Source organism: Maribacter arcticus, assembly GCF_900167935.1.
Taxonomy (GTDB): domain Bacteria; phylum Bacteroidota; class Bacteroidia; order Flavobacteriales; family Flavobacteriaceae; genus Maribacter; species Maribacter arcticus.
The window spans coordinates 598,026-617,470 of the sequence record NZ_FUYL01000001.1 but is presented as its reverse complement, the minus strand read 5'-3'; the positions used below and the strand labels follow the sequence as shown (position 1 = coordinate 617,470).

The following is a 19,445-nucleotide window of genomic DNA, read 5'->3' as shown; positions in this document are numbered from 1 at the left end:
AGCGTTCATCCTGAGCCAGGATCAAACTCTTCATCGTTGTTTTGTAAATATTCGTCCCAACGAAGTCTTAATTTCTCCCGGCCCCGACTCTCGATTCAATTCCTTATATATAATGACCGAATCACTCCAGTCAAATATTAAATTGTATGTTTCCTTAATTCTTGTTCCTCTCAAACAGGTCCTCACCTATTCTCGATTCTTATCTCCACAATATTTCAATGAACTTCTAAAAAAGTACCTAAATCTTACGACTTCCGGCCCTTCGTTTCCCCTAGGTGTTTCCCTAAGCGGCTGCAAATATACAACTGTTTTTTAACCTGACAACTTTTTAAGAAAAATAAATATTTCTTTTTTTAATCCGGTAAATCAACATCTATATGAACTTGCTCCCGACCCACGATTCCAATAACATCTTCCTCGTTTGCGGGGTGCAAATGTACACCCTATTTCTAAATACACAAACCCTTTACATAAAAAAAATACAATACTTTTTACAACATATCATACAACCCTGATTTTACGGAAGTTAACAAAGAGTAACTCGCGATTAAACAACAATTATATTTAACTATCAATAAATCAGTAGATTACGTGATTTTAAATAGCACTGAATATAGCAAAATACACATTACCAGTAACTTATATTTGACCTAGGAAAAGAAATTCCAGACTAATTAAATATAAAACACCTATAACATACCTTCATTACTACCCTCAATTATCAACTAAAAAAAATACAGTACATATCTTTAATACATCCATCCACATTTATAGCAAATTAAAAATCAATAGCCCAATTTTCAATTAGTAGAATATCGAACCCAACAGGCAATAAACAACTCACATAAACTTCTTCAAAATCAACAAGCATCATTGCGCAATACCGTAGCAGCATAGATACAACTACCAATCAGAATCTGCTCCCATTTTTACACCTATATATGTATTAACAAATCATTCAATAATTAACTCATAAGTTTTCGCTTATTAAAATATAAGAATCAATAGATAGCATCTTAGCTATACTTATCGAAACTATCGCTAAAACATAACACTATACTATTGCGGACATGAATACAACATAGTATCTTTGGCACCCGATAAGATTTACAGCATATGATCAAGATTACATTACCAGACGGCTCGATTAAGGAATTTGAGAAAGGGACAACACCTATAATGGTTGCAAAAAGCATTAGTGAAGGTTTAGCCCGAAATGTTATATCGGCAAAATTCAACAAAACAACTGTTGAAACTGTCACCCCTTTAGAGACCGATGGAAGTTTAATTCTTTATACATGGAATGACAAGGAAGGAAAAACAGCCTTTTGGCATTCTACCTCACATATTGTCGCTCAAGCTATAGAGGAACTTTATCCTGGTGTTAAATTAACGATAGGTCCTGCAATAGATAATGGATTCTATTATGATGTTGAATTGCCTGATGGTTCTATTTCTGATAAAGATTTTCCAACTATAGAAAAGAGAGCTTTAGAAATTGCTAGAGGCAAACATGATTATAAGCTTAGAGATGTATCAAAAGCAGATGCATTAAAATTTTATAAGGACCAAGGCAATGAATATAAGGTTGAGTTAATAGAAAATCTTGAAGATGGCACGATAACATTTTGTGACCATGACACGTTTACAGATCTTTGCCGTGGCGGACATATACCAAATACGGGAATCGTTAAGGCAATTAAAATATTAAGTGTTGCAGGTGCTTATTGGCGAGGAAACGAAAACAATGCACAACTAACCCGTGTTTATGGCATTTCATTTCCAAAGCAAAAAGAATTAACTGAATACTTAGAACTTTTAGAAGAAGCTAAGAAGCGTGACCATAGAAAATTAGGAAAAGAATTAGAATTATTTACTTTTTCCCAGAAAGTAGGTCAAGGCTTACCTCTGTGGCTACCTAAAGGAGCTGCACTGAGAGAACGTTTGGAACAATTTCTAAAAAAAGCCCAAAAGAAAGCTGGTTATGAAATGGTGATAACACCACATATTGGCCAAAAAGAATTGTACGTTACTTCTGGACATTACGAAAAGTATGGTGCAGATAGTTTTCAACCTATACATACACCTAAGGAGGGCGAGGAGTTTTTATTAAAGCCCATGAACTGCCCCCACCACTGTGAAATATATAATGCAAAACCGTTTAGCTACCGCGAGCTACCTAAACGATTTGCAGAGTTTGGTACCGTATATAGATATGAGCAAAGTGGTGAGCTACATGGACTAACTAGAGTACGGGGTTTTACGCAAGATGATGCGCACATATTTTGTACACCGGATCAACTCGACGAAGAGTTTAAAAACGTAATTGACCTATCACTATATGTATTAAGTTCATTAGGTTTCGATAATTTCACAGCACAAGTATCTGTTCGTGATTTAGAGAATCCTGATAAATATATTGGATCTGTAGAAAATTGGGAGAAAGCCGAGCAAGCTATTATAAATGCTGCTGAAGAAAAAGGTTTGGATTATGTTATAGAAAGTGGCGAAGCTGCATTTTATGGGCCTAAGTTAGATTTTATGGTAAAAGATGCTCTTGGAAGACAATGGCAACTAGGCACCATACAGGTAGATTACAATCTACCTGAACGCTTTGACTTAACATATAAAGGCAGTGATAACGAGCTACATAGACCAGTAATGATTCACCGTGCACCCTTTGGTAGTATGGAACGATTTATAGCTTTGTTACTAGAACATACAGGTGGTAATTTCCCCTTATGGCTTACCCCAGAACAGGTCATAATACTTCCAGTTAGTGAGAAACATGAAAAATATGCTGAAAAAGTTTTAAAATCCCTAGAAAATAACGAAATTCGCGCCCTTATCGATAGTAGAAACGAGACTATAGGTAAAAAAATACGTGAAGCGGAAATGAGCAAAATACCGTTCATGCTAATCGTAGGGGAAAGCGACGAAGCTGCTAACACCATTTCTGTGCGTAAACACGGAGGTGAAGATTTAGGAGCGATAAGCGTTACAACGTTTACGGACTTGGTCAACAAAGAAATAAATAGTACCTTAAAGTCGTTTAAAGAATAAAGTTTAACATAAAATATTAAGTCATAGCAATACGTAAAAGATTTAGACCACAACCTAGAAGGGAAAATAAGAATCCCCATAATATCAATGAAAAGATAACAGCCCCAAATGTTAGGTTGGTAGGTGACAATGTTGAAGTAGGTGTATATCCTTTTCCTCAGGCTCTTGAGAAAGCAGAAGAATTAGGTTTGGATTTGGTGGAGATTTCCCCAAAGGCAGACCCTCCTGTTTGTAAAATAATGGAGTATAAAAAGTTTTTATACGAACAGAAGAAAAGGGACAAGGCTATGAAAGCGAAAGCTTCCAAAGTCGTAGTTAAGGAAATTAGGTTTGGGCCTAATACCGATGATCATGATTATGATTTTAAAAAGAAACATGCTGAAAAGTTCCTTCAAGAAGGTGCGAAATTAAAAGCATATGTATTTTTTAAAGGACGGTCAATAGTTTACAAAGATCAAGGAGAAATTTTATTATTAAAATTAGCTTCAGAATTGGAGGAACTAGGAAAAGTAGAACAAATGCCTAAGTTGGAAGGAAAACGGATGACAATGTTCATTGCGCCTAAAACTAAAGGGAAATAACGATTTGGCTTCGTTCAGCGACCAATTCGTTTTATAAAATACTAAACGCTGCTTACAAATGTAAGCAGCGTTTAGCATGCAAAGTGAGATAATTAAATAAATTAGGAAAATGCCTAAACAGAAAACAAAATCCAGTGCCAAAAAGCGTTTTAAGCTTACAGGTACAGGTAAAATTAAAAGAAAGCACGCTTTTAAGAGTCACATCTTGACTAAAAAGTCTAAAAAGCGTAAGCTTAAGTTAACACATGATGGTTTAGTTCATCAAGCAGATGTTAACAGTATTAAAGAGCAGTTACGTTTAAAGTAACCTACTCTTTAACAAGGTAAAATTATTAACCATGGAGTTAGGCCAAAAAAGTTCCTTAAATTAAATAGGGCGCCTACTACAAAAAATTAGAAAAAAATGCCAAGATCAGTAAATGCAGTAGCTTCCAGAGCCAGAAGAAAAAAGGTGATGAAGCAAGCCAAAGGTTACTTTGGAAGACGTAAAAACGTTTGGACAGTAGCCAAGAATGCGGTTGAAAAAGCAATGTTATATGCTTATAGAGACCGTAGAAACAAGAAAAGAACTTTCCGTTCATTATGGATTACCCGTATTAATGCAGGTGCCAGACAACACGGAATGTCCTACTCTCAATTTATGGGTAAAGTAAAAGCTAAAAACATAGAACTTAATAGAAAAGTACTTGCAGATTTAGCAATGAACCACCCAGATGCCTTTAAGGCGGTTGTAGATCAGGTAAAATAAATTAATAACAATCTCACTTTTGAAAAATCCGATTCTTACGAATCGGATTTTTTAATTTTAGAAATTGCCAGTTTAAATTCTTCCCAATCAATTAGTTCATCAGCATTCTTATCATAACCTTCAATTAGCTTAGAAGAGACTACACCTCGAATAAAACCACTTATTTCAGCCTCTTTCAAAAGCTTAACTATTTCTGATTTTGTCAACTTTTGATCATGGTCTTCATCGAAAAAATTAAATGCCTTTTTAGGTGTTTCAAAATGATTTGTAATTAGTATCTGTATTTTATTTAAAATAGATTCTTCTGCAGTCATACTTTTTAAATTTATCAGTTATCTAAATTTAAATATAATATTTAAATTCCCCACGCAGTCAAAACCAGGTCTCTACCGGACGCGCAATTTCTATGTTCACATAGGTAAATTCCCTGCCAAATACCCATATTTAATTTGCCATTTGTAATCGGCACTTGAACGGATGCTCCCATTAAAGAAGCCTTTATATGAGCTGGCATATCATCTGCCCCTTCGTAATCATGCTTGTAATAGGGTTCGTTTTCAGGCACTAGGATATTCATGTGCGATTCAAAATCTTCCCTAACGGTGGGGTCCGCATTTTCATTAATGGTTAAACTGGCCGATGTATGCTTTATAAATACCTGTAGAAAGCCGTGTTGAACTTCCCTTATTTCAGGAATCATTCTTAAGATATGATCTGTAATTAAATGATAACCGCGTTTATACGATGGCAATGTCAATTCGGTTTGATACAATTTCATTTTCAGCAATTATTAATTAAAGGTAAAACTTTAGCGTTTACCGGTATAATTAAAGCCCATTGGAATACCTTTGTCGATTCAAAAATAGATTATGGATTTATCTAAAATAAAAATGGTAGTTACCGATATGGACGGAACTTTACTAAACTCCAACCATGAAGTAAGCAATCGTTTTTTTGAGCTTTTCAAAGAATTAAAAAAACGCAATATTCTTTTTGTTGCCGCAAGCGGAAGACAGTACAACAGCATTATAAATAAACTCCACTCCATTAAAGATGATATTCTTGTGATAGCCGAAAACGGAGGCTACGTGGTTCAGAAAGATGAAGAATTATTATCTACTCCCTTAGACATAAAAAATCGCCTCAAGGTACTTGATACGCTTAAAGGTGTTCCAAATATTCATACGGTGCTATGCGGAAAGAGGAATGCTTATCTCACCAACCAATCAGATAGGTTTATTGACCTATTAAAACAATATTATTCTGAATTTGAAATCGTAGCTGATTTAAATCAAGTTAATTCTGAAATCTTAAAAGTAGCCATTTATCATTTTGAGAGTTCTGAGCAATTCACTTATCCGGCCGTAAAGCATTTGGAAGACGATTTGAAGGTAAAAATCTCTGGTGCCAATTGGGTAGATATTTCAAGCCCCAACGCCAATAAAGGGTTTGCCTTAGAAAAAATGCAAGAACGCTTTGGTATTTCTTTTGAAGAAACTATGGTTTTTGGAGATTATAATAATGATTTAGAAATGCTAGGTAAGGCTAAATACAGTTTTGCCATGGCAAATGCGCATGCCAATGTTTTAGAAGTGGCCAACTACAAAACCACTAGTAATGATGATTTTGGGGTAGAACGAATTTTAGAGCAACTATTAAAAGTTAATTAGGTCTTGCTTTACTAAGCGTTTAAAATTGATAGGAAGCCCCCAATTGTGCCATGCCTTTATACCCAAAACCTAATTCTGCATAAGCCGCCAATTTTTTACCCACCCGAAAACCGAGTGCATTTATTTGAAAACTAAGATTGGTATCATATTGATCACTCGTAAAATAAGCCACCCCTATTCCAGAATACATTTGAAAGCTAGGCTTTGAAACATAACGGTAATCTGTTTCTACGGCAAAGGTGATATTCGTAAATTCGCGTTCTGTATCTTCTGCACCAAAAGCGACTAAAACATCATTTGTGTGTCCTGTAAGCGCTTCGTAACTAATAGCTGCACCAACCATAAAGCGGTCTTTAACCGCATATTTGTAGTTTAAACTAGCAATACCTTTACTCTCAATATCTTCAAAAAACATGGAGGCGTATTCGTATACGCTAAAGGCACCATAGCTCATGCTAATTTGATTACTACCTTTGGTTTGGGCCTGTATAGAATGTATACAAAAGGCCATAAACAAAAATAGTAAGCTAGTGATTTTTAGTATTTTCATGATTTTTTTGTTCGTTAAATAGGATAATTTCTTTGTTGAAGAAGTGCTCTAAAAAGAACCTTAGCTATAACACTAAGGCTCTTTATATAATATGCAAATAGTTCCCCCGAAAATTTACATACTAGTTTTAATCTAATTACGCTATATGCGTTAGTTTATAAAATAGGGGCCAGACCAAGCACCAGCCTTTTTAATGGCCATTTGATCACCAGCTACACTAAAATAAATATCACTTCTTGTATTCGCACCTGAGACAACAGTTGTTGCAGCGCCTACATTTGGAAGAATGGTTAACTCGTAATCTACTATTGATTCAGGATTACCCCAAAGCCATTGTGGTAGGTAATCGGCATTTTCGATTCTATCCCTAAGTGTAGCAGTATCGGTACCTCCATTTGAAAAATACCGTTGATCTGAAAGTTCATTGCTACTATGAGTATATTGAACTGCGGCCTCTACCCCATTTGCATCGAAAGGAAAGGAACCAACAAAAATTGTTGCATCTCCATAATAAAGGTTGGTAAAGAAAACTTTTGGCTTGCCATCAGAATCAAGTTCAATATCTCCAAATGAACCGGTTGGTGTGGTCAGGTTAGAATTTTCAGGGTCGTATCTAAATTTTAAAAATGAATTACCTTCCGTATTGAATAAATGTATTCTACCGTCCCTCCACCTGACTGCTGCCCCAATAGTGCCAGTTGTACTTACAATTGAAGCTATCGGTCCAAACGGGTCAGATACGTAATACTTAAACGGAGCATTTCCACCGCCAACTGTATAAAGGGCATATCTATCACCGGCTTTATTATAAACTACAATTGTAGTACCCTCTAACTGAAAAGCTGCTCCTATTCCGTCTTCAAAAACATCAACTAAACCTCTATAATTTGTAGGTGCTAATTCTCCTTTAAGTACACAAGTAACCTTGTCATACTCAGTAGCCAGTTTAACCCCAACCAAGATGGCCGGATCTTCTAAACTTCTAACCGTATAAGATAAAGGCACTCCAAGTGTTATATTTTTTGTTTCTTCTAACCGCTTTGTAATTTCGTTTGTAGTCCTTAAACCAGACATACCCTCTGAACCATCACCGCCATATGCAATAATTTTAACTTTTGTTTCTTTAAGTTGGTTAAAACTATTGATATGTCCTTCTGCCTCAACATTCGTTAATGCACCATTGTATTCTCCTTTTAATTTCAAATCCATTTCCGTTTTACTTGAAGTAGATTCAATTAACATATAGAAGATACGACCATAACTAACCGATGATATAAAAGTAGCTGGGTTATCTGGCTGTATGTATTTAGCCAGTTGTTCTGCAGTAACACTATCATCAAATACTTCTTCATAACTGTTTGGGAAATCGTATGTCATTGTGTAGAAAACTTGCTGTAATTTAACCAGCTTTCTATTATAGGTTTTATCAGTACTAAATGAAAAATTACCTTTCGTTTTAGTAGCAAAGGTTTCAACAGAAATCCCTATTTCTATAGCTAAGTGACTTTCTGAATCGATGTCAATTACTTCCATAGTCAGATTATCTGGAAATTCTAAATCTACTGCCTGAGCAATTATTTGGTTCATTCCATCGGTTATAGAACTTTTTTTCACTTCTTCAACATTATAGAACGATGTTGTATTTGCATTAACGAGGTCATAAGAAATTGTTCCGCCACCACGTTTTACGACTATTGGGAGAGGTGGAGCTTGATTAAGAGTTTTACCTTGAAGCAGATTACCTGGGTAAATTACTTCAGGATTAGAATTCAAAAGGTTAAAATCAGCAGTTCCGTCAAGGAGACTAACTCTTTGATTTGTACATATATATCGTTGTGTAATAATATCGGCCCCATCTTCTGAGGCAGTAGTTACATCATCTGATTTATCAACAGAGGTTCCTATTAGTTCTTCATTAAAAATTAACTCAGATTTTTTTTGCAATAAATTCTTGTTTCCACCATTGACGACTTCTGAAATGGTTAGTGCTATAGGTTCTTCTGGTGTATCAGCAATAGGATCTGTTGCTATAGGGTCATCTTTACCACAGGAAGCAATCAAGAGAAGGACCAAAAAGGCCCCAAAAAACAAAACTGACCTCATTCCCCAATTGGACGTAAATTTATTGCGTAAATTCTGTAACGTTTTCATATTTTTTTTGGTTGAATTCATATTCTTGCTTGTTACTATTAGTAACTAGTGCAAGGTATTTAACAACCGGCCATGCCAAAATACGTAGCATTATACAATTCTGCGTAAGGGTACGTAGTGGAAGGCAAGACCTATAGATTGGAAAGAAACTCTTTGTATTCTTTGGTCCAAATGACTAGGGCATCTGTTTCTGGAGAAAGATCTAGCTTGGCAATAATGTTAGAACGGTGTTTTTCTACCGTTCTGCTAGAGATACTTAAAAGCTCCCCTATCTCTTTTGAAGAGTTGCCCTGTGCCACCAAACGCAAAATGGTCCGCTCTGATGGGGAAAGCAATTTTATTTTCTGTAACTCTGGGGTAATCTCATTATCTATAACCTCATTAAAAACCGCACTAAAATAAGGCACCCCTTTACTTACACTCTGTATACAATGATGCAACTCTTTAAAAGGTTCGTCCTTTATAATGTAGCCCATAATATTCAAGAGCTTGGCTTTATGGATAAATCCTTTTTCCTTATAGGAGGTGAGGATAATAAATTTAGTTTCCATTTGCCTTTCTTTTACTTTTTGTATGACCTCAAGACCTGTCAACATGGGCATTTCCATATCTAAAATAGCAATAGAAGGATCTAATGCCATAATTTGCTCTAAGGCACTTGCACCGTTTACAGCGGTTCCGACTACCTTATAATTATACGTTTTTAATTCATCTAACAATCCTTTTAAAAGCATAGGATGATCATCTGCAACAAATAGGGTTATACTGTTACTCATTTATATGGGGATTTTAACCAAAATAGTGGTGCCTAGTTCTTTTGTACTCTGAATGGACAGTTTACCTTTTAAAATACGTACGCGTTCTGCCATGGTTTTTAAACCCAGGCTATTTTGTAAAATGCCTTTGTTCGTTTGAAATCCGCGACCATTATCTTTTATCAAAACTTCAACAACTTTTTCACGTTTGAGAATGTTCACAATCAAGGTTTTCGCATCAGCATGTTTTAGCGCATTATTCACCGATTCTTGAATTAACCTATAAAAATTCAAGGTATCTGCCTCATTAAAATTGGTGTTGATATCTTCTAATTCTACAGAAAAAAACATATCTGATTCACCATCTAAATCAAATAAAAGCTGCTCGATACTTGCCGTTAGCCCTAATTGCTTTAGCGTTGCAGGGTATAAGTCTCTTGAGATACTCCTCACTTCTTCTAAGGCCGCATTGGCGAGTGCTGATAATTCTTTTTGATCTAAATTTTGCGCTTTCTTTTTGATAAAAGTCAACTGTTGCCCAACACTATCATGGAGATCTTTGGACACCCGAGTACGCTCATTCTCTTGTGCTTCAATTAAGCCCTGGGTAAAAAGTTCTTGTTGTTTTATATCCTTTCTTGCCTTTTGCCTTGATTTAAGTGCTAAAACTAAACCAAATACAGCTAAAAGACCAATGCCGCCAAACCATAATATCTCGGTTTTTAGTTTATTCTGAGTACCTAAAAATACGATATCTCTTTCTTGTTCTTTAATTTGATAATCGCGCTTTTCAGTATCATATTGTATTTGCAATTCATTGAATCCAATAGCTTTTTGAATAGTAAATATGCTATCTTTTAAAGTATTATAAATCTGAAAATTATCTGCCGAACTTTTATAATTTTGAAGTGCATAATCACATTTCGATAGTAAAGAATAGGCCCATAGCTCTTTATTGACACTTTCATTCTTGGCTAAGCGAGCACCTTCTAAAGCAAATACTCTTGCCTTAGCGTAATCATTCATTCTAATATAGGTCTCCGCAATATCATTACAGGTATGCGCTGTGCTTCTATTTCTTTTCAGGGCTTTTTTAATTGCTAAAGCTTTGAATAGAAATTTTAAGGATTCTTTGTAATTCTTATCCTCTCTTAGGGTAGAGCCTATATTGCCTAATAAAATGGCTTGACTATCTTTTAAATCTATGATGTCAACATCAGTAGTGGAAAACTCTTCTATTTTTTTTAGACCAGAATGAAAATAACTAAGTGCTTTATTATATACTTTTTGTTTTTGATAGAGTGCTCCAAGATTTAAATAGGTAAGCACTAGCCCTTTATTATCTTTGTTTTTTTCTTGTAGCTTAAGCGCACGTTTAAAATTGTATTCAGCTACTTTGTAATCACCGGTTATCAAATAAATAGCACCTATCCTGGTTGATACTTCTATTATGCCATGTTCATCATTTAGTTCTTCATTTAATTTTAAAGCTTTAAAGTAGTACCCTAAACCCTTTTCAAAATCAGAAATACTTTTAAAAATATTTCCTAATTTAGAATAGCACTTTAAAATATAGGTGTTTAGGCCTTGTTTTTCAAATCTGTTTAGTGCCTCCTTCATAAATAGTATGGCTTGAGGAATATCATTTATTTGAAAGTAGTAATCACCTAAATGGTAATTGCCCAATGCAATTAAATAGGCTTCATCGAATTCATTTGCTAATTCGTACCCTTTCTTGAAATAAGTGTAAGCACTATCATTTTTCTTATTCTTTAAGAAAATACTGCCTGCGTCATAATATTCTTTTGTAGTTGTGGACGTTTGAGGTGGTTCATTTGTAATAACCAATACCTTATCAAAGTTTACCATTACAGTATCGCAATTCTCCTTAAAATAATCTACTATTCCAATAAGGCCATACCCATCTTCCACTCCCTTTTCTGTAAATCTTTTAATTTCTATAGCTAAGGTTTTGGCTATTTGTTTTTTAGCTAGGGTAGGGCTTGATGGTGTATCCTGAATGTTTAACTCATTAAACACTTTTACTTGTATCGTATTATGTGACTCAGCTTTTTCGCTAAGTTTAAAAATATTTTCTATTTTATCAATATATTGACTGATCTGACTATCATCAGATGGGAAACAACGTAATAGCAATAATGTAAAAAAAAGAAATTTTAACATAAGGCAAATTGCTTTCTTTTATTTTTGAAAATAAAATACTAAACTACTTTTTAATAGGTTAAATTTTCACCTTAAAGGCAATACAGAATCTGTGGACCCCAGAAAGTCAACTAGTTATAATTAGGTTTCTTATTTTGTGAAAATTGAGGTATTAAATCTAAAAGGCGATATCTACTTTAGAATACCCATTGGCTCTGATAAAGGTAAAGGAAATATTATGTATACCCGTATCAACTACAATGCAAATTGACATCATAATCCCTTCAGTTTTAATTTGAACTAATCACACCAAGGAAATAGACTAGAGCTATTGAGGATATTCTATAAATTAAAGTTAGTTTACGATATAGAATTTAGGTCTTTTGTTTCTTCTTTCTAGCAGCCGGAAAGAGTACATTGTTCAATATCAATCGATATCCAGGTGAGGTTGGGTGCAATTCCAATTCCGTTTTGGGGTCCCCTACTCTATGCTGATAATCTTCAGGGTCATGACCACCATAGAATGTAAAGAATCCTTTTCCTTTTATACCGTGTATATATCTAGCTTCTTCGTTGATTTTATTTTCACCTAATATCAAGACTGTCGGTTTAATTTCAGAGCGTGTAAAGGCTGTGGTCTGCCCCATGAAACCTTTTACTAATGACGTATGGTTTTGACATAACATAGTAGGCACAGGATCCCATTTTGCAGAAAAATCCATAAGAGAAAAGTAATCTGATTCTTTAGGTATATTGCCTCTTTTATTAGTCATATCAATGGAAGAAAACTCATATTTTAAAGGATTTCTTTCTAAAACAAAATCAGTAAAGGCAAAAGTTTTTCCGAAATCTAAACTTGCTTGATAATTAGGGTCAGAGGCATCTCCATCAAACATGGGTTCTACGATATCTACTCCATCAGCAGCTAAGGCAATATCAAAACTATCTGTTGCAGAACACATAGCAAACATAAACCCACCCCCTATCACATAATTCCTGATTTTTAATGCTACAGCTCTCTTTTCTTCTGATACTTTGTCAAAACCTAGTTTCTTAGCCAGTTTCTCTGCATTTTTCTTTCCTTCTATATACCAAGGTGCGGCTCTGTATGCGCCATAGAACTTTCCGTATTGACCTGTAAAATCTTCATGATGCAAATGCAACCAATCATATAATGCTAACTTATCACCTAAAACCTCTTCATCATATATAGTGGTATACGGAATCTCTGCATATGTTAATGCCATTGTTACGGCATCATCCCAAGGCTGGTTGTCTTTTGGTGAATAAACTGCAATTCTTGGAGCTTTCTCTAATATTACGGCATCTTGATTTTTAGAGGGACTACTTATGTCATCTAAAATTGAGTTTGCCTGTGCATCTGATAATATTTCAAAACTCACCCCTCTTATCTGACATTCTTTTCGAATACTTTCTCCATCTGGAAGTAAAAATGAGCCCCCACGATAATTAAGAAGCCATTGAACCTTTTGTTGTTTTGCTAAAACCCAATAGGTCATTCCGTATGCTTTCAAATGATTCTTTTGAGTATCTGCATCCATAGGTATAAGAATAGAAGATGCAAACATTTGTATTGAGCAAAAGAGAAAAAAGAATGATTTTATTATTTTAGACATATATAATATTCAAGGTATTGAATCAAAGATAGAGTAAAATCTTTGGTGTATAATTTGAGTAATCGTTAAAGCTATTGTAAAGTGAATAACGGTAAACAGGGGAAACCAATTCTTTTTAAACAAAAAAAAGTCCCCTTAAAAGGAGACTTTTAAATATTGATATTCATTGTATTTTAAAAAGGTACATCATTATCCTCCTCAAAATCTGGACTATTATTCATGCTACTGCCAAAGGCATCATCTGCGCTAGGTAAATTTTTAGTAGCAAAAGGGTTTTCTTCATTAGCGTTCATTTTCGACTGAAATTCGAATGGAGAATCGAAATCATCTAAGTTATCGAACTTACCTTGGTTACCGATAAACTTCAATCGTATATTTTCTAAACCACCATTTCTATGCTTTGCAACAATAAACTCTGCTTGACCTTGAGTTGGTGTGCGTTCTTCATCATCCCATTCCTCAATCTTATAATACTCTGGTCTATAGATAAATGATACAATATCTGCATCTTGCTCAATTGCTCCAGATTCCCTTAAATCCGAAAGAATAGGTCGCTTACTACCTCCACGGGTTTCAACCGCACGAGAAAGCTGAGATAATGCAATTACAGGTACACCTAATTCTTTTGCCAAGGCCTTTAGGTTTCTCGAAATTGTAGAAATCTCTTGTTCCCTGTTACCTCCTTTTTGACTACCACCTGCTGTCATCAACTGCAAATAATCAATCATAATCATTTTAATACCATGCTGTGAAGCAAGTCTTCTTGCTTTTGCACGTAAATCAAAAATAGAAAGTGACGGCGTATCATCTATGAACAAAGGTGCTTTCTCTAAAGATTTCACTTTAACGTTCAACTGCTCCCATTCATGTTTTTCAAGCTTACCTGTTCTTAATTTCTCAGAAGACAAACCGGTTTCTGATGAAATTAATCTTGTTATCAATTGAACTGATGACATCTCTAATGAAAAGAATGCCACAGGAATATTAGAATTTACAGCCATGTTTCTGGCCATAGACAAGGTTAAAGCTGTTTTACCCATACCAGGACGAGCTGCAACAATAATTAAATCACTAGGCTGCCAACCGGAGGTAAGTTTATCGACCTTATCAAATCCGGAAGGAATACCACTCATACCCTCTTTACCGGCAATTTCTTCAATTCGTTTTTTAGCCTGAATCACCAAATCTTGAGCTGTCTCCGCAGAACGTTTTAGGTTTCCTTGCGTTACATCATATAATTTTGCTTCAGCGGCATCTAGCAAGTCAAATACATCGGTTGCATCATCATAGGCATCCTCAATAATTTCACCTGAAATTTTGATTAAACTACGTTGAATATATTTTTGAAGAATAATACGTGCGTGAAACTCAATATGGGCAGATGACGCAACTTTTTGGGTAAGTTTTATTAAATAAAAATCACCTCCACAAACCTCTAATTTACCAGCTTTCTTTAATTGTGACGAAACGGTTAATAAATCCACTGGTTGCGACTCTTCGAAAAGAATAAAAATCGCTTCATAAATGAACCTATGGGCATCCTTATAAAAAACATCTGGATGCAAAATATCGATGACTTCATCTACACCCTTCTTATCTATCATCATTGCACCCAACACAACCTCTTCTAAATCAGTTGCTTGAGGTGGTATTTTACCTCTCTCAAGGTTTATAATAGTAGATTTATCAATCTTACGACCGACAAAAGGTTTCGTGTTCTCCATAGTACGAAAGTATACAATTAACCTTTAGTTAACCTCAAAAACATCGTTTACGATGTTCACAGTTGACTAAAATTACTTGTTAATAAATTACAAATTTCTGTTGATAACATAAAAAAAACCGAGAAAAAAATTCTCGGTATATTTTGAAATTGCCTAAAACGTAGATTAACCGTTGAATACACCCATTTGAGCATACTTATCCATACGTTGATTTACTAGTTCTTTTGGTGATAACTTTTGTAAATCCTCAAAATGAGAGGTAATTTTATTTTTAACGATTTCGAAGGTCTTCTCTCTATTGGCATGAGCACCACCCGCAGGTTCACGAACGATTTCATCGATAAGTTTTAACTTCTTCATATCGGTAGCTGTTAATTTAAGCGCCTCAGCAGCTTTTTCTTTATACTCCCAACTTCTCCATAAAATAGATGAACAAGATTCAGGAGATATTACAGAATACCATGTATTTTCTAACATTAGAACCTTATCACCTACACCTATGCCCAATGCACCGCCTGATGCACCTTCACCGATGATTACTACAATAATAGGCACTTTAAGACGAGTCATTTCTAGTATATTTCGAGCAATCGCTTCACCTTGTCCACGTTCCTCAGCCTCAATACCTGGGTATGCACCTGGTGTGTCAATTAAACAAACCACAGGCACTTGAAATTTTTCTGCAGATTTCATTAATCGCAAAGCCTTTCTATACCCCTCTGGGTTGGCCATACCAAAATTTCTATACTGCCTAGTCTTCGTATTGTAACCCTTTTGTTGACCAATGAACATATAGCTCTGATCTCCAATTTTACCCAAACCACCAATCATGGCTTTATCATCTTTTACCGTACGATCCCCATGTAGCTCTAAAAAAGTATCACCACATATGGCTTTAATATAGTCTAAGGTATAAGGTCTATTCGGATGTCTTGAAAGCTGAACTCTCTGCCAAGCGGTAAGGTTCTTATAAATTTCCTTTCTAGTATCGGTAAGTTTTTTCTCAATCTGCTTACAAGTCTCTGTAACGTCTACATCACTTTCCTCTCCAATTACCATACACTTGTCCAATTGCTCTTCCAATTCTTTAATAGGAAGTTCAAAATCCAAATATTCCATATTTCAATAAAGTTTCATTAGTTGCGGCTCAAAGATAAAACTTTAATACCTAAATCTTGGGTACCCTTTTTTTAATATTCTCTCTTTGTTTTAAAATACCGTTTGCAATGACCGTTGTGAGTATAATTAAAGCTCCCACATAAAACATAGGTTTCATTTTTTCTTCTGAACCGAATATGAACCAAGCTAATAGAATACCATAAACTGGCTCTAAATTGGTAGTAAGCATAACAGTATAAGGAGTTAAAACACGCATTATTTTAACCGAAGCAATAAATGCGTAGGCTGTACAAACTATTGCCAAAATTAACAAATAAACCCAGTCCATATTAGGTAGTGTAACCAAAGACATATTCCAATCCCCTTTTAAGATTAAAATAATCGATAAAAAAATCACTCCTACACCTAGTTCATAAAAAGAAATAATTGATGGCCTATGATTTTGTACTAGTTTACCATTAATCAAAGAAAATACAGCTGCTAAAAAAGCAGATATTAATGCTATACCCATACCAAATACATATTGGGTTTCTACTTTAAAAATTAGATATAGACCTGCAACCACTAATAAACCGAAAACTATTTCATAACCAATTACTTTGCGACCATACCAAAATGGCTCCATCAAAGCAGTAAAAAATGCACCCGTAGACATCATAGCCAAAGCCACAGAAACCGTAGATACCTTAATAGCCAAGAAAAAGGTAACCCAATGTAACGCTACCACTATACCGCCACCCAAAAGCCAGAAAAAAGTTTTTTTAGAAACCTTTAAACTGAATTTCGCAAAATAGATATACATAGAAATGAATACTGTTGCCAAACCCATTCGTATCCAAACCAATGGTAAAGAATCTATGGTTATCAGTTTTCCTAAAATAGCCGTAAAGCCCCAAATAAATACTATAAAATGCAAGTGTAGTAAATTGAGGATTCTATCTTTTTGCATTTTGAAGTAGATAAAATGCCAAACATCCAAAAACAACATTTGGAATAATTACTGCAAGCAAAGGAGAAAAACCGGATTGCTCTGCCAACGTACCAAATACCCTATCAAAAAAGATGAATACAAAAGCAATTAAAATACCAAAAGCTAAATTTGCTCCCATACCTCCTCTTCTTTTTACTGATGAAACAGAGACTGCTATAATGGTCAAAATAAAGGCAGTTAACGGCAACGCCCAACGCTTATACTTTACCAAAATATAGGTGTTAATATTAGATGCACCTTTTCTTTTTTGATCTTTAATAAAAGTGTCCAATTCAAAAAGGTTCTTCGTCTCAGCTACATAAGAAACAGGTGTTAAATCACTAATATCAAAGGCGAAAATAGTATCTAATCTTCTTTTACTTTCTATAATGGCAGTATCGCCAATTATTTTGCGCTTCTTATAAGAAGTTAACCTATAATTAGAATCCTTTTCAACCCAACGAATATTTGCTGCAGAGATTTTAAAGTCTAATTCATTATTCTCGTTAAATCTTTCGAAGGTGAAATTATGTCCCAATTGTCTTGCTGGATCAAAACTGCTAACGTAAATGAAATCGGTTTCATTAAGTTGATTGAATATATTATTGGTAACCCTATCTTGCTTTCCTTTCTTTAAGTATTTATACTTGAATTCATTAAAGCCTACACTAGCATTGGGAACAACAAACATGGTCATAAAAAACATCAGAACAGCAATCATTGTTGCTCCAATAATATATGGCCTTAGAAATCTACCATAAGAAACTCCCGAGCTCAAAATAGCCACAATTTCAGTGTTATTAGCCAATTTGGAGGTGAAGAATATTACAGATAAAAAAAGAAAAATAGGAAATAACAGGTTGCCTATGTAAATCGTAAAATTCACATAATACAATACTATTTCATTTAACGGCGCCTCGTTGTCAATCATCTTGCCAATCTGCTCTGCTAAATTCACCATGATCCCTATGGGAATAAATAGCAAAAGCATTAACGAAAATGTCGCTAGATACCGTTTTAATATGTATTTATCTATTATCGAAAGCATTATAGCCTTTTATCCATTTGTTTAACCATGATATCTTTCCATTGCCTAAAATCTCCAGCTAAAATATGCTTTCGTGCCTCACGAACAAGCCACATGTAAAACCCTAAGTTATGAATTGTAGCAATTTGTTTACCCAAATACTCATTGGCTGCAAATAAGTGTCTTAAATATGCTTTAGAATATTCACGATCTACAAAAGTAGTTCCCATTTCATCTAACTGCGAAAAATCGTCTTCCCACTTTTTATTCTTAATATTAATAGTACCATGGGCCGTAAACAACATTCCGTTTCTAGCATTTCTAGTAGGCATTACGCAATCGAACATATCGATACCTAAGGCAATATTCTCTAAAATATTAATCGGCGTACCAACACCCATTAAATATCTCGGTTTGTCTTCAGGTAAAATTTCACAAACTACTTCGGTCATCCCATACATTTCTTCTGCTGGCTCACCTACTGAGAGTCCTCCTATGGCATTACCTTCTGCACCAGTATTTGCAATGTATTCTGCTGATTGTCTTCTTAAATCTTTATAAGTAGACCCTTGAACAATTGGAAAAAAAGTTTGTTCAAAATCATATGTAAAAGGTGTTTTTTCTAGATGAGTAATACATCTATCTAACCATCTATGAGTCATATGCATTGACCTTTTCGCATAGTTATAATCACATGGGTAAGGTGTACATTCATCAAAAGCCATAATGATATCAGCACCAATAACACGCTGTATTTCCATTACATTCTCGGGTGTAAATAAATGCATAGAACCATCGATATGAGATTTGAACTTAACACCCTCTTCTTTTATCTTTCTATTTGCCGATAAGGAATACACCTGATAACCACCACTATCGGTAAGAATATTTCTATCCCATCCCATAAATTTATGGAGTCCGCCTGCTTTTCTTAATATTTCGGTTTTTGGCCGAAGAAAGAGATGGTAAGTATTCCCTAAAATAATATCAGGATTAATTTCTTCTTTCAATTCTTTCTGATGCACTCCTTTAACGGAGGCCACAGTGCCCACGGGCATAAAAATCGGAGTTTCTATAACTCCATGGTCAGTAACCACAGTTCCTGCTCTAGCTTTTGATTGTGCGTCTGTTGTATGTAATGTAAACTTCAAATTTTCTAAATCTAGTTGCAAATATAATGAACTGCTTGTGGGAAAAACTTAATAAAAACCAAAGATGTTACTGAAATTATTAAACCTAACTCCCCATTATAATATCTCAATAAAATGAAGATTAGCCCAAAAACAA

Annotated in this window: 17 protein-coding genes; 5 read left to right on the top strand and 12 right to left on the bottom strand. The window is 34.8% G+C overall.

Annotated elements, in window-relative coordinates; all coding sequences use genetic code 11:
- The first annotated feature begins 1,116 nt into the window (after nucleotides 1–1,116).
- From thrS to rplT, 4 genes are all read left to right on the top strand, one after another.
- Entirely contained in the window at nucleotides 1,117–3,063 is a 1,947-nt protein-coding gene (gene thrS / locus B5X55_RS02850) for a threonine--tRNA ligase (protein ID WP_079511058.1), read from the top strand.
- A 23-nt stretch (nucleotides 3,064–3,086) separates the two neighbouring features.
- A complete protein-coding gene (infC, locus tag B5X55_RS02845; protein WP_079511057.1) occupies nucleotides 3,087–3,644 on the top strand; it encodes a translation initiation factor IF-3 in 558 nt (185 codons plus the stop codon).
- A 109-nt stretch (nucleotides 3,645–3,753) separates the two neighbouring features.
- On the top strand, nucleotides 3,754–3,951 hold the full coding sequence (rpmI, locus tag B5X55_RS02840; protein WP_027064530.1) for a 50S ribosomal protein L35: 198 nt from the start codon (nucleotides 3,754–3,756) through the stop codon (nucleotides 3,949–3,951).
- Between the two features lie 96 nt (nucleotides 3,952–4,047).
- Nucleotides 4,048–4,392 carry a 50S ribosomal protein L20 gene (rplT, locus tag B5X55_RS02835; protein WP_073247486.1) on the top strand — a complete coding sequence of 115 codons (345 nt, stop codon included), beginning with the start codon at nucleotides 4,048–4,050 and terminating at the stop codon, nucleotides 4,390–4,392.
- A 35-nt stretch (nucleotides 4,393–4,427) separates the two neighbouring features.
- Here the strand turns inward: rplT and B5X55_RS02830 are convergent, their stop codons facing one another.
- On the bottom strand, nucleotides 4,428–4,706 hold the full coding sequence (locus B5X55_RS02830) for an EF-hand domain-containing protein (RefSeq protein WP_079511056.1): 279 nt from the start codon (nucleotides 4,704–4,706) through the stop codon (nucleotides 4,428–4,430).
- A gap of 41 nt (nucleotides 4,707–4,747) precedes the next feature.
- Nucleotides 4,748–5,170, bottom strand: a complete 423-nt coding sequence (locus B5X55_RS02825) for a secondary thiamine-phosphate synthase enzyme YjbQ (protein WP_079511055.1) — start codon at nucleotides 5,168–5,170, stop codon at nucleotides 4,748–4,750.
- Nucleotides 5,171–5,261: 91 nt separating this feature from the next.
- On the opposite strand from B5X55_RS02825, the gene B5X55_RS02820 reads away from it, so the two are divergent.
- Nucleotides 5,262–6,062: an HAD family hydrolase gene (locus B5X55_RS02820; protein WP_079511054.1), complete on the top strand. Its 801-nt coding sequence runs from the start codon at nucleotides 5,262–5,264 to the stop codon at nucleotides 6,060–6,062.
- A 19-nt stretch (nucleotides 6,063–6,081) separates the two neighbouring features.
- Here B5X55_RS02820 and B5X55_RS02815 read toward each other — a convergent pair whose 3' ends face one another.
- The 10 genes from B5X55_RS02815 to tgt all read right to left on the bottom strand — a co-directional run bounded on the left by B5X55_RS02815 (nucleotide 6,082) and on the right by tgt (nucleotide 19,309).
- On the bottom strand, nucleotides 6,082–6,612 hold the full coding sequence (locus B5X55_RS02815) for a hypothetical protein (protein WP_143814385.1): 531 nt from the start codon (nucleotides 6,610–6,612) through the stop codon (nucleotides 6,082–6,084).
- 150 nt (nucleotides 6,613–6,762) lie between these two features.
- The gene (locus tag B5X55_RS02810; RefSeq protein ID WP_159447516.1) at nucleotides 6,763–8,763 is read right to left on the bottom strand and encodes a thiol-activated cytolysin family protein; all 2,001 of its coding nucleotides are present in this window, start codon (nucleotides 8,761–8,763) and stop codon (nucleotides 6,763–6,765) included.
- Between the two features lie 131 nt (nucleotides 8,764–8,894).
- On the bottom strand, nucleotides 8,895–9,539 hold the full coding sequence (locus B5X55_RS02805; protein WP_079511051.1) for a response regulator: 645 nt from the start codon (nucleotides 9,537–9,539) through the stop codon (nucleotides 8,895–8,897).
- The gene (locus tag B5X55_RS02800; protein ID WP_079511050.1) at nucleotides 9,540–11,702 is read right to left on the bottom strand and encodes a tetratricopeptide repeat-containing sensor histidine kinase; all 2,163 of its coding nucleotides are present in this window, start codon (nucleotides 11,700–11,702) and stop codon (nucleotides 9,540–9,542) included. It abuts the gene before it with no gap.
- Nucleotides 11,703–12,055: 353 nt separating this feature from the next.
- Nucleotides 12,056–13,318 carry an asparagine synthetase B gene (locus B5X55_RS02795; RefSeq protein ID WP_079511049.1) on the bottom strand — a complete coding sequence of 421 codons (1,263 nt, stop codon included), beginning with the start codon at nucleotides 13,316–13,318 and terminating at the stop codon, nucleotides 12,056–12,058.
- Between the two features lie 173 nt (nucleotides 13,319–13,491).
- Nucleotides 13,492–15,042, bottom strand: coding sequence for a replicative DNA helicase (dnaB, locus tag B5X55_RS02790; RefSeq protein WP_079511048.1), 1,551 nt, complete (start codon nucleotides 15,040–15,042; stop codon nucleotides 13,492–13,494).
- A 165-nt stretch (nucleotides 15,043–15,207) separates the two neighbouring features.
- The gene (locus B5X55_RS02785; protein WP_079511047.1) at nucleotides 15,208–16,161 is read right to left on the bottom strand and encodes an acetyl-CoA carboxylase carboxyltransferase subunit alpha; all 954 of its coding nucleotides are present in this window, start codon (nucleotides 16,159–16,161) and stop codon (nucleotides 15,208–15,210) included.
- Between the two features lie 49 nt (nucleotides 16,162–16,210).
- Nucleotides 16,211–17,110, bottom strand: coding sequence for a DMT family transporter (locus B5X55_RS02780; RefSeq protein ID WP_079511100.1), 900 nt, complete (start codon nucleotides 17,108–17,110; stop codon nucleotides 16,211–16,213).
- Nucleotides 17,097–18,179 carry an LptF/LptG family permease gene (locus tag B5X55_RS02775; protein ID WP_079511046.1) on the bottom strand — a complete coding sequence of 361 codons (1,083 nt, stop codon included), beginning with the start codon at nucleotides 18,177–18,179 and terminating at the stop codon, nucleotides 17,097–17,099. The genes B5X55_RS02780 and B5X55_RS02775 overlap by 14 nt, the downstream gene beginning before the upstream one ends.
- Complete coding sequence (gene tgt, locus B5X55_RS02770; RefSeq protein WP_079511099.1) at nucleotides 18,179–19,309, bottom strand: tRNA guanosine(34) transglycosylase Tgt; 1,131 nt, start codon at nucleotides 19,307–19,309, stop codon at nucleotides 18,179–18,181. The genes B5X55_RS02775 and tgt overlap by 1 nt, the downstream gene beginning before the upstream one ends.
- Nucleotides 19,310–19,445: the final 136 nt, after the last annotated feature.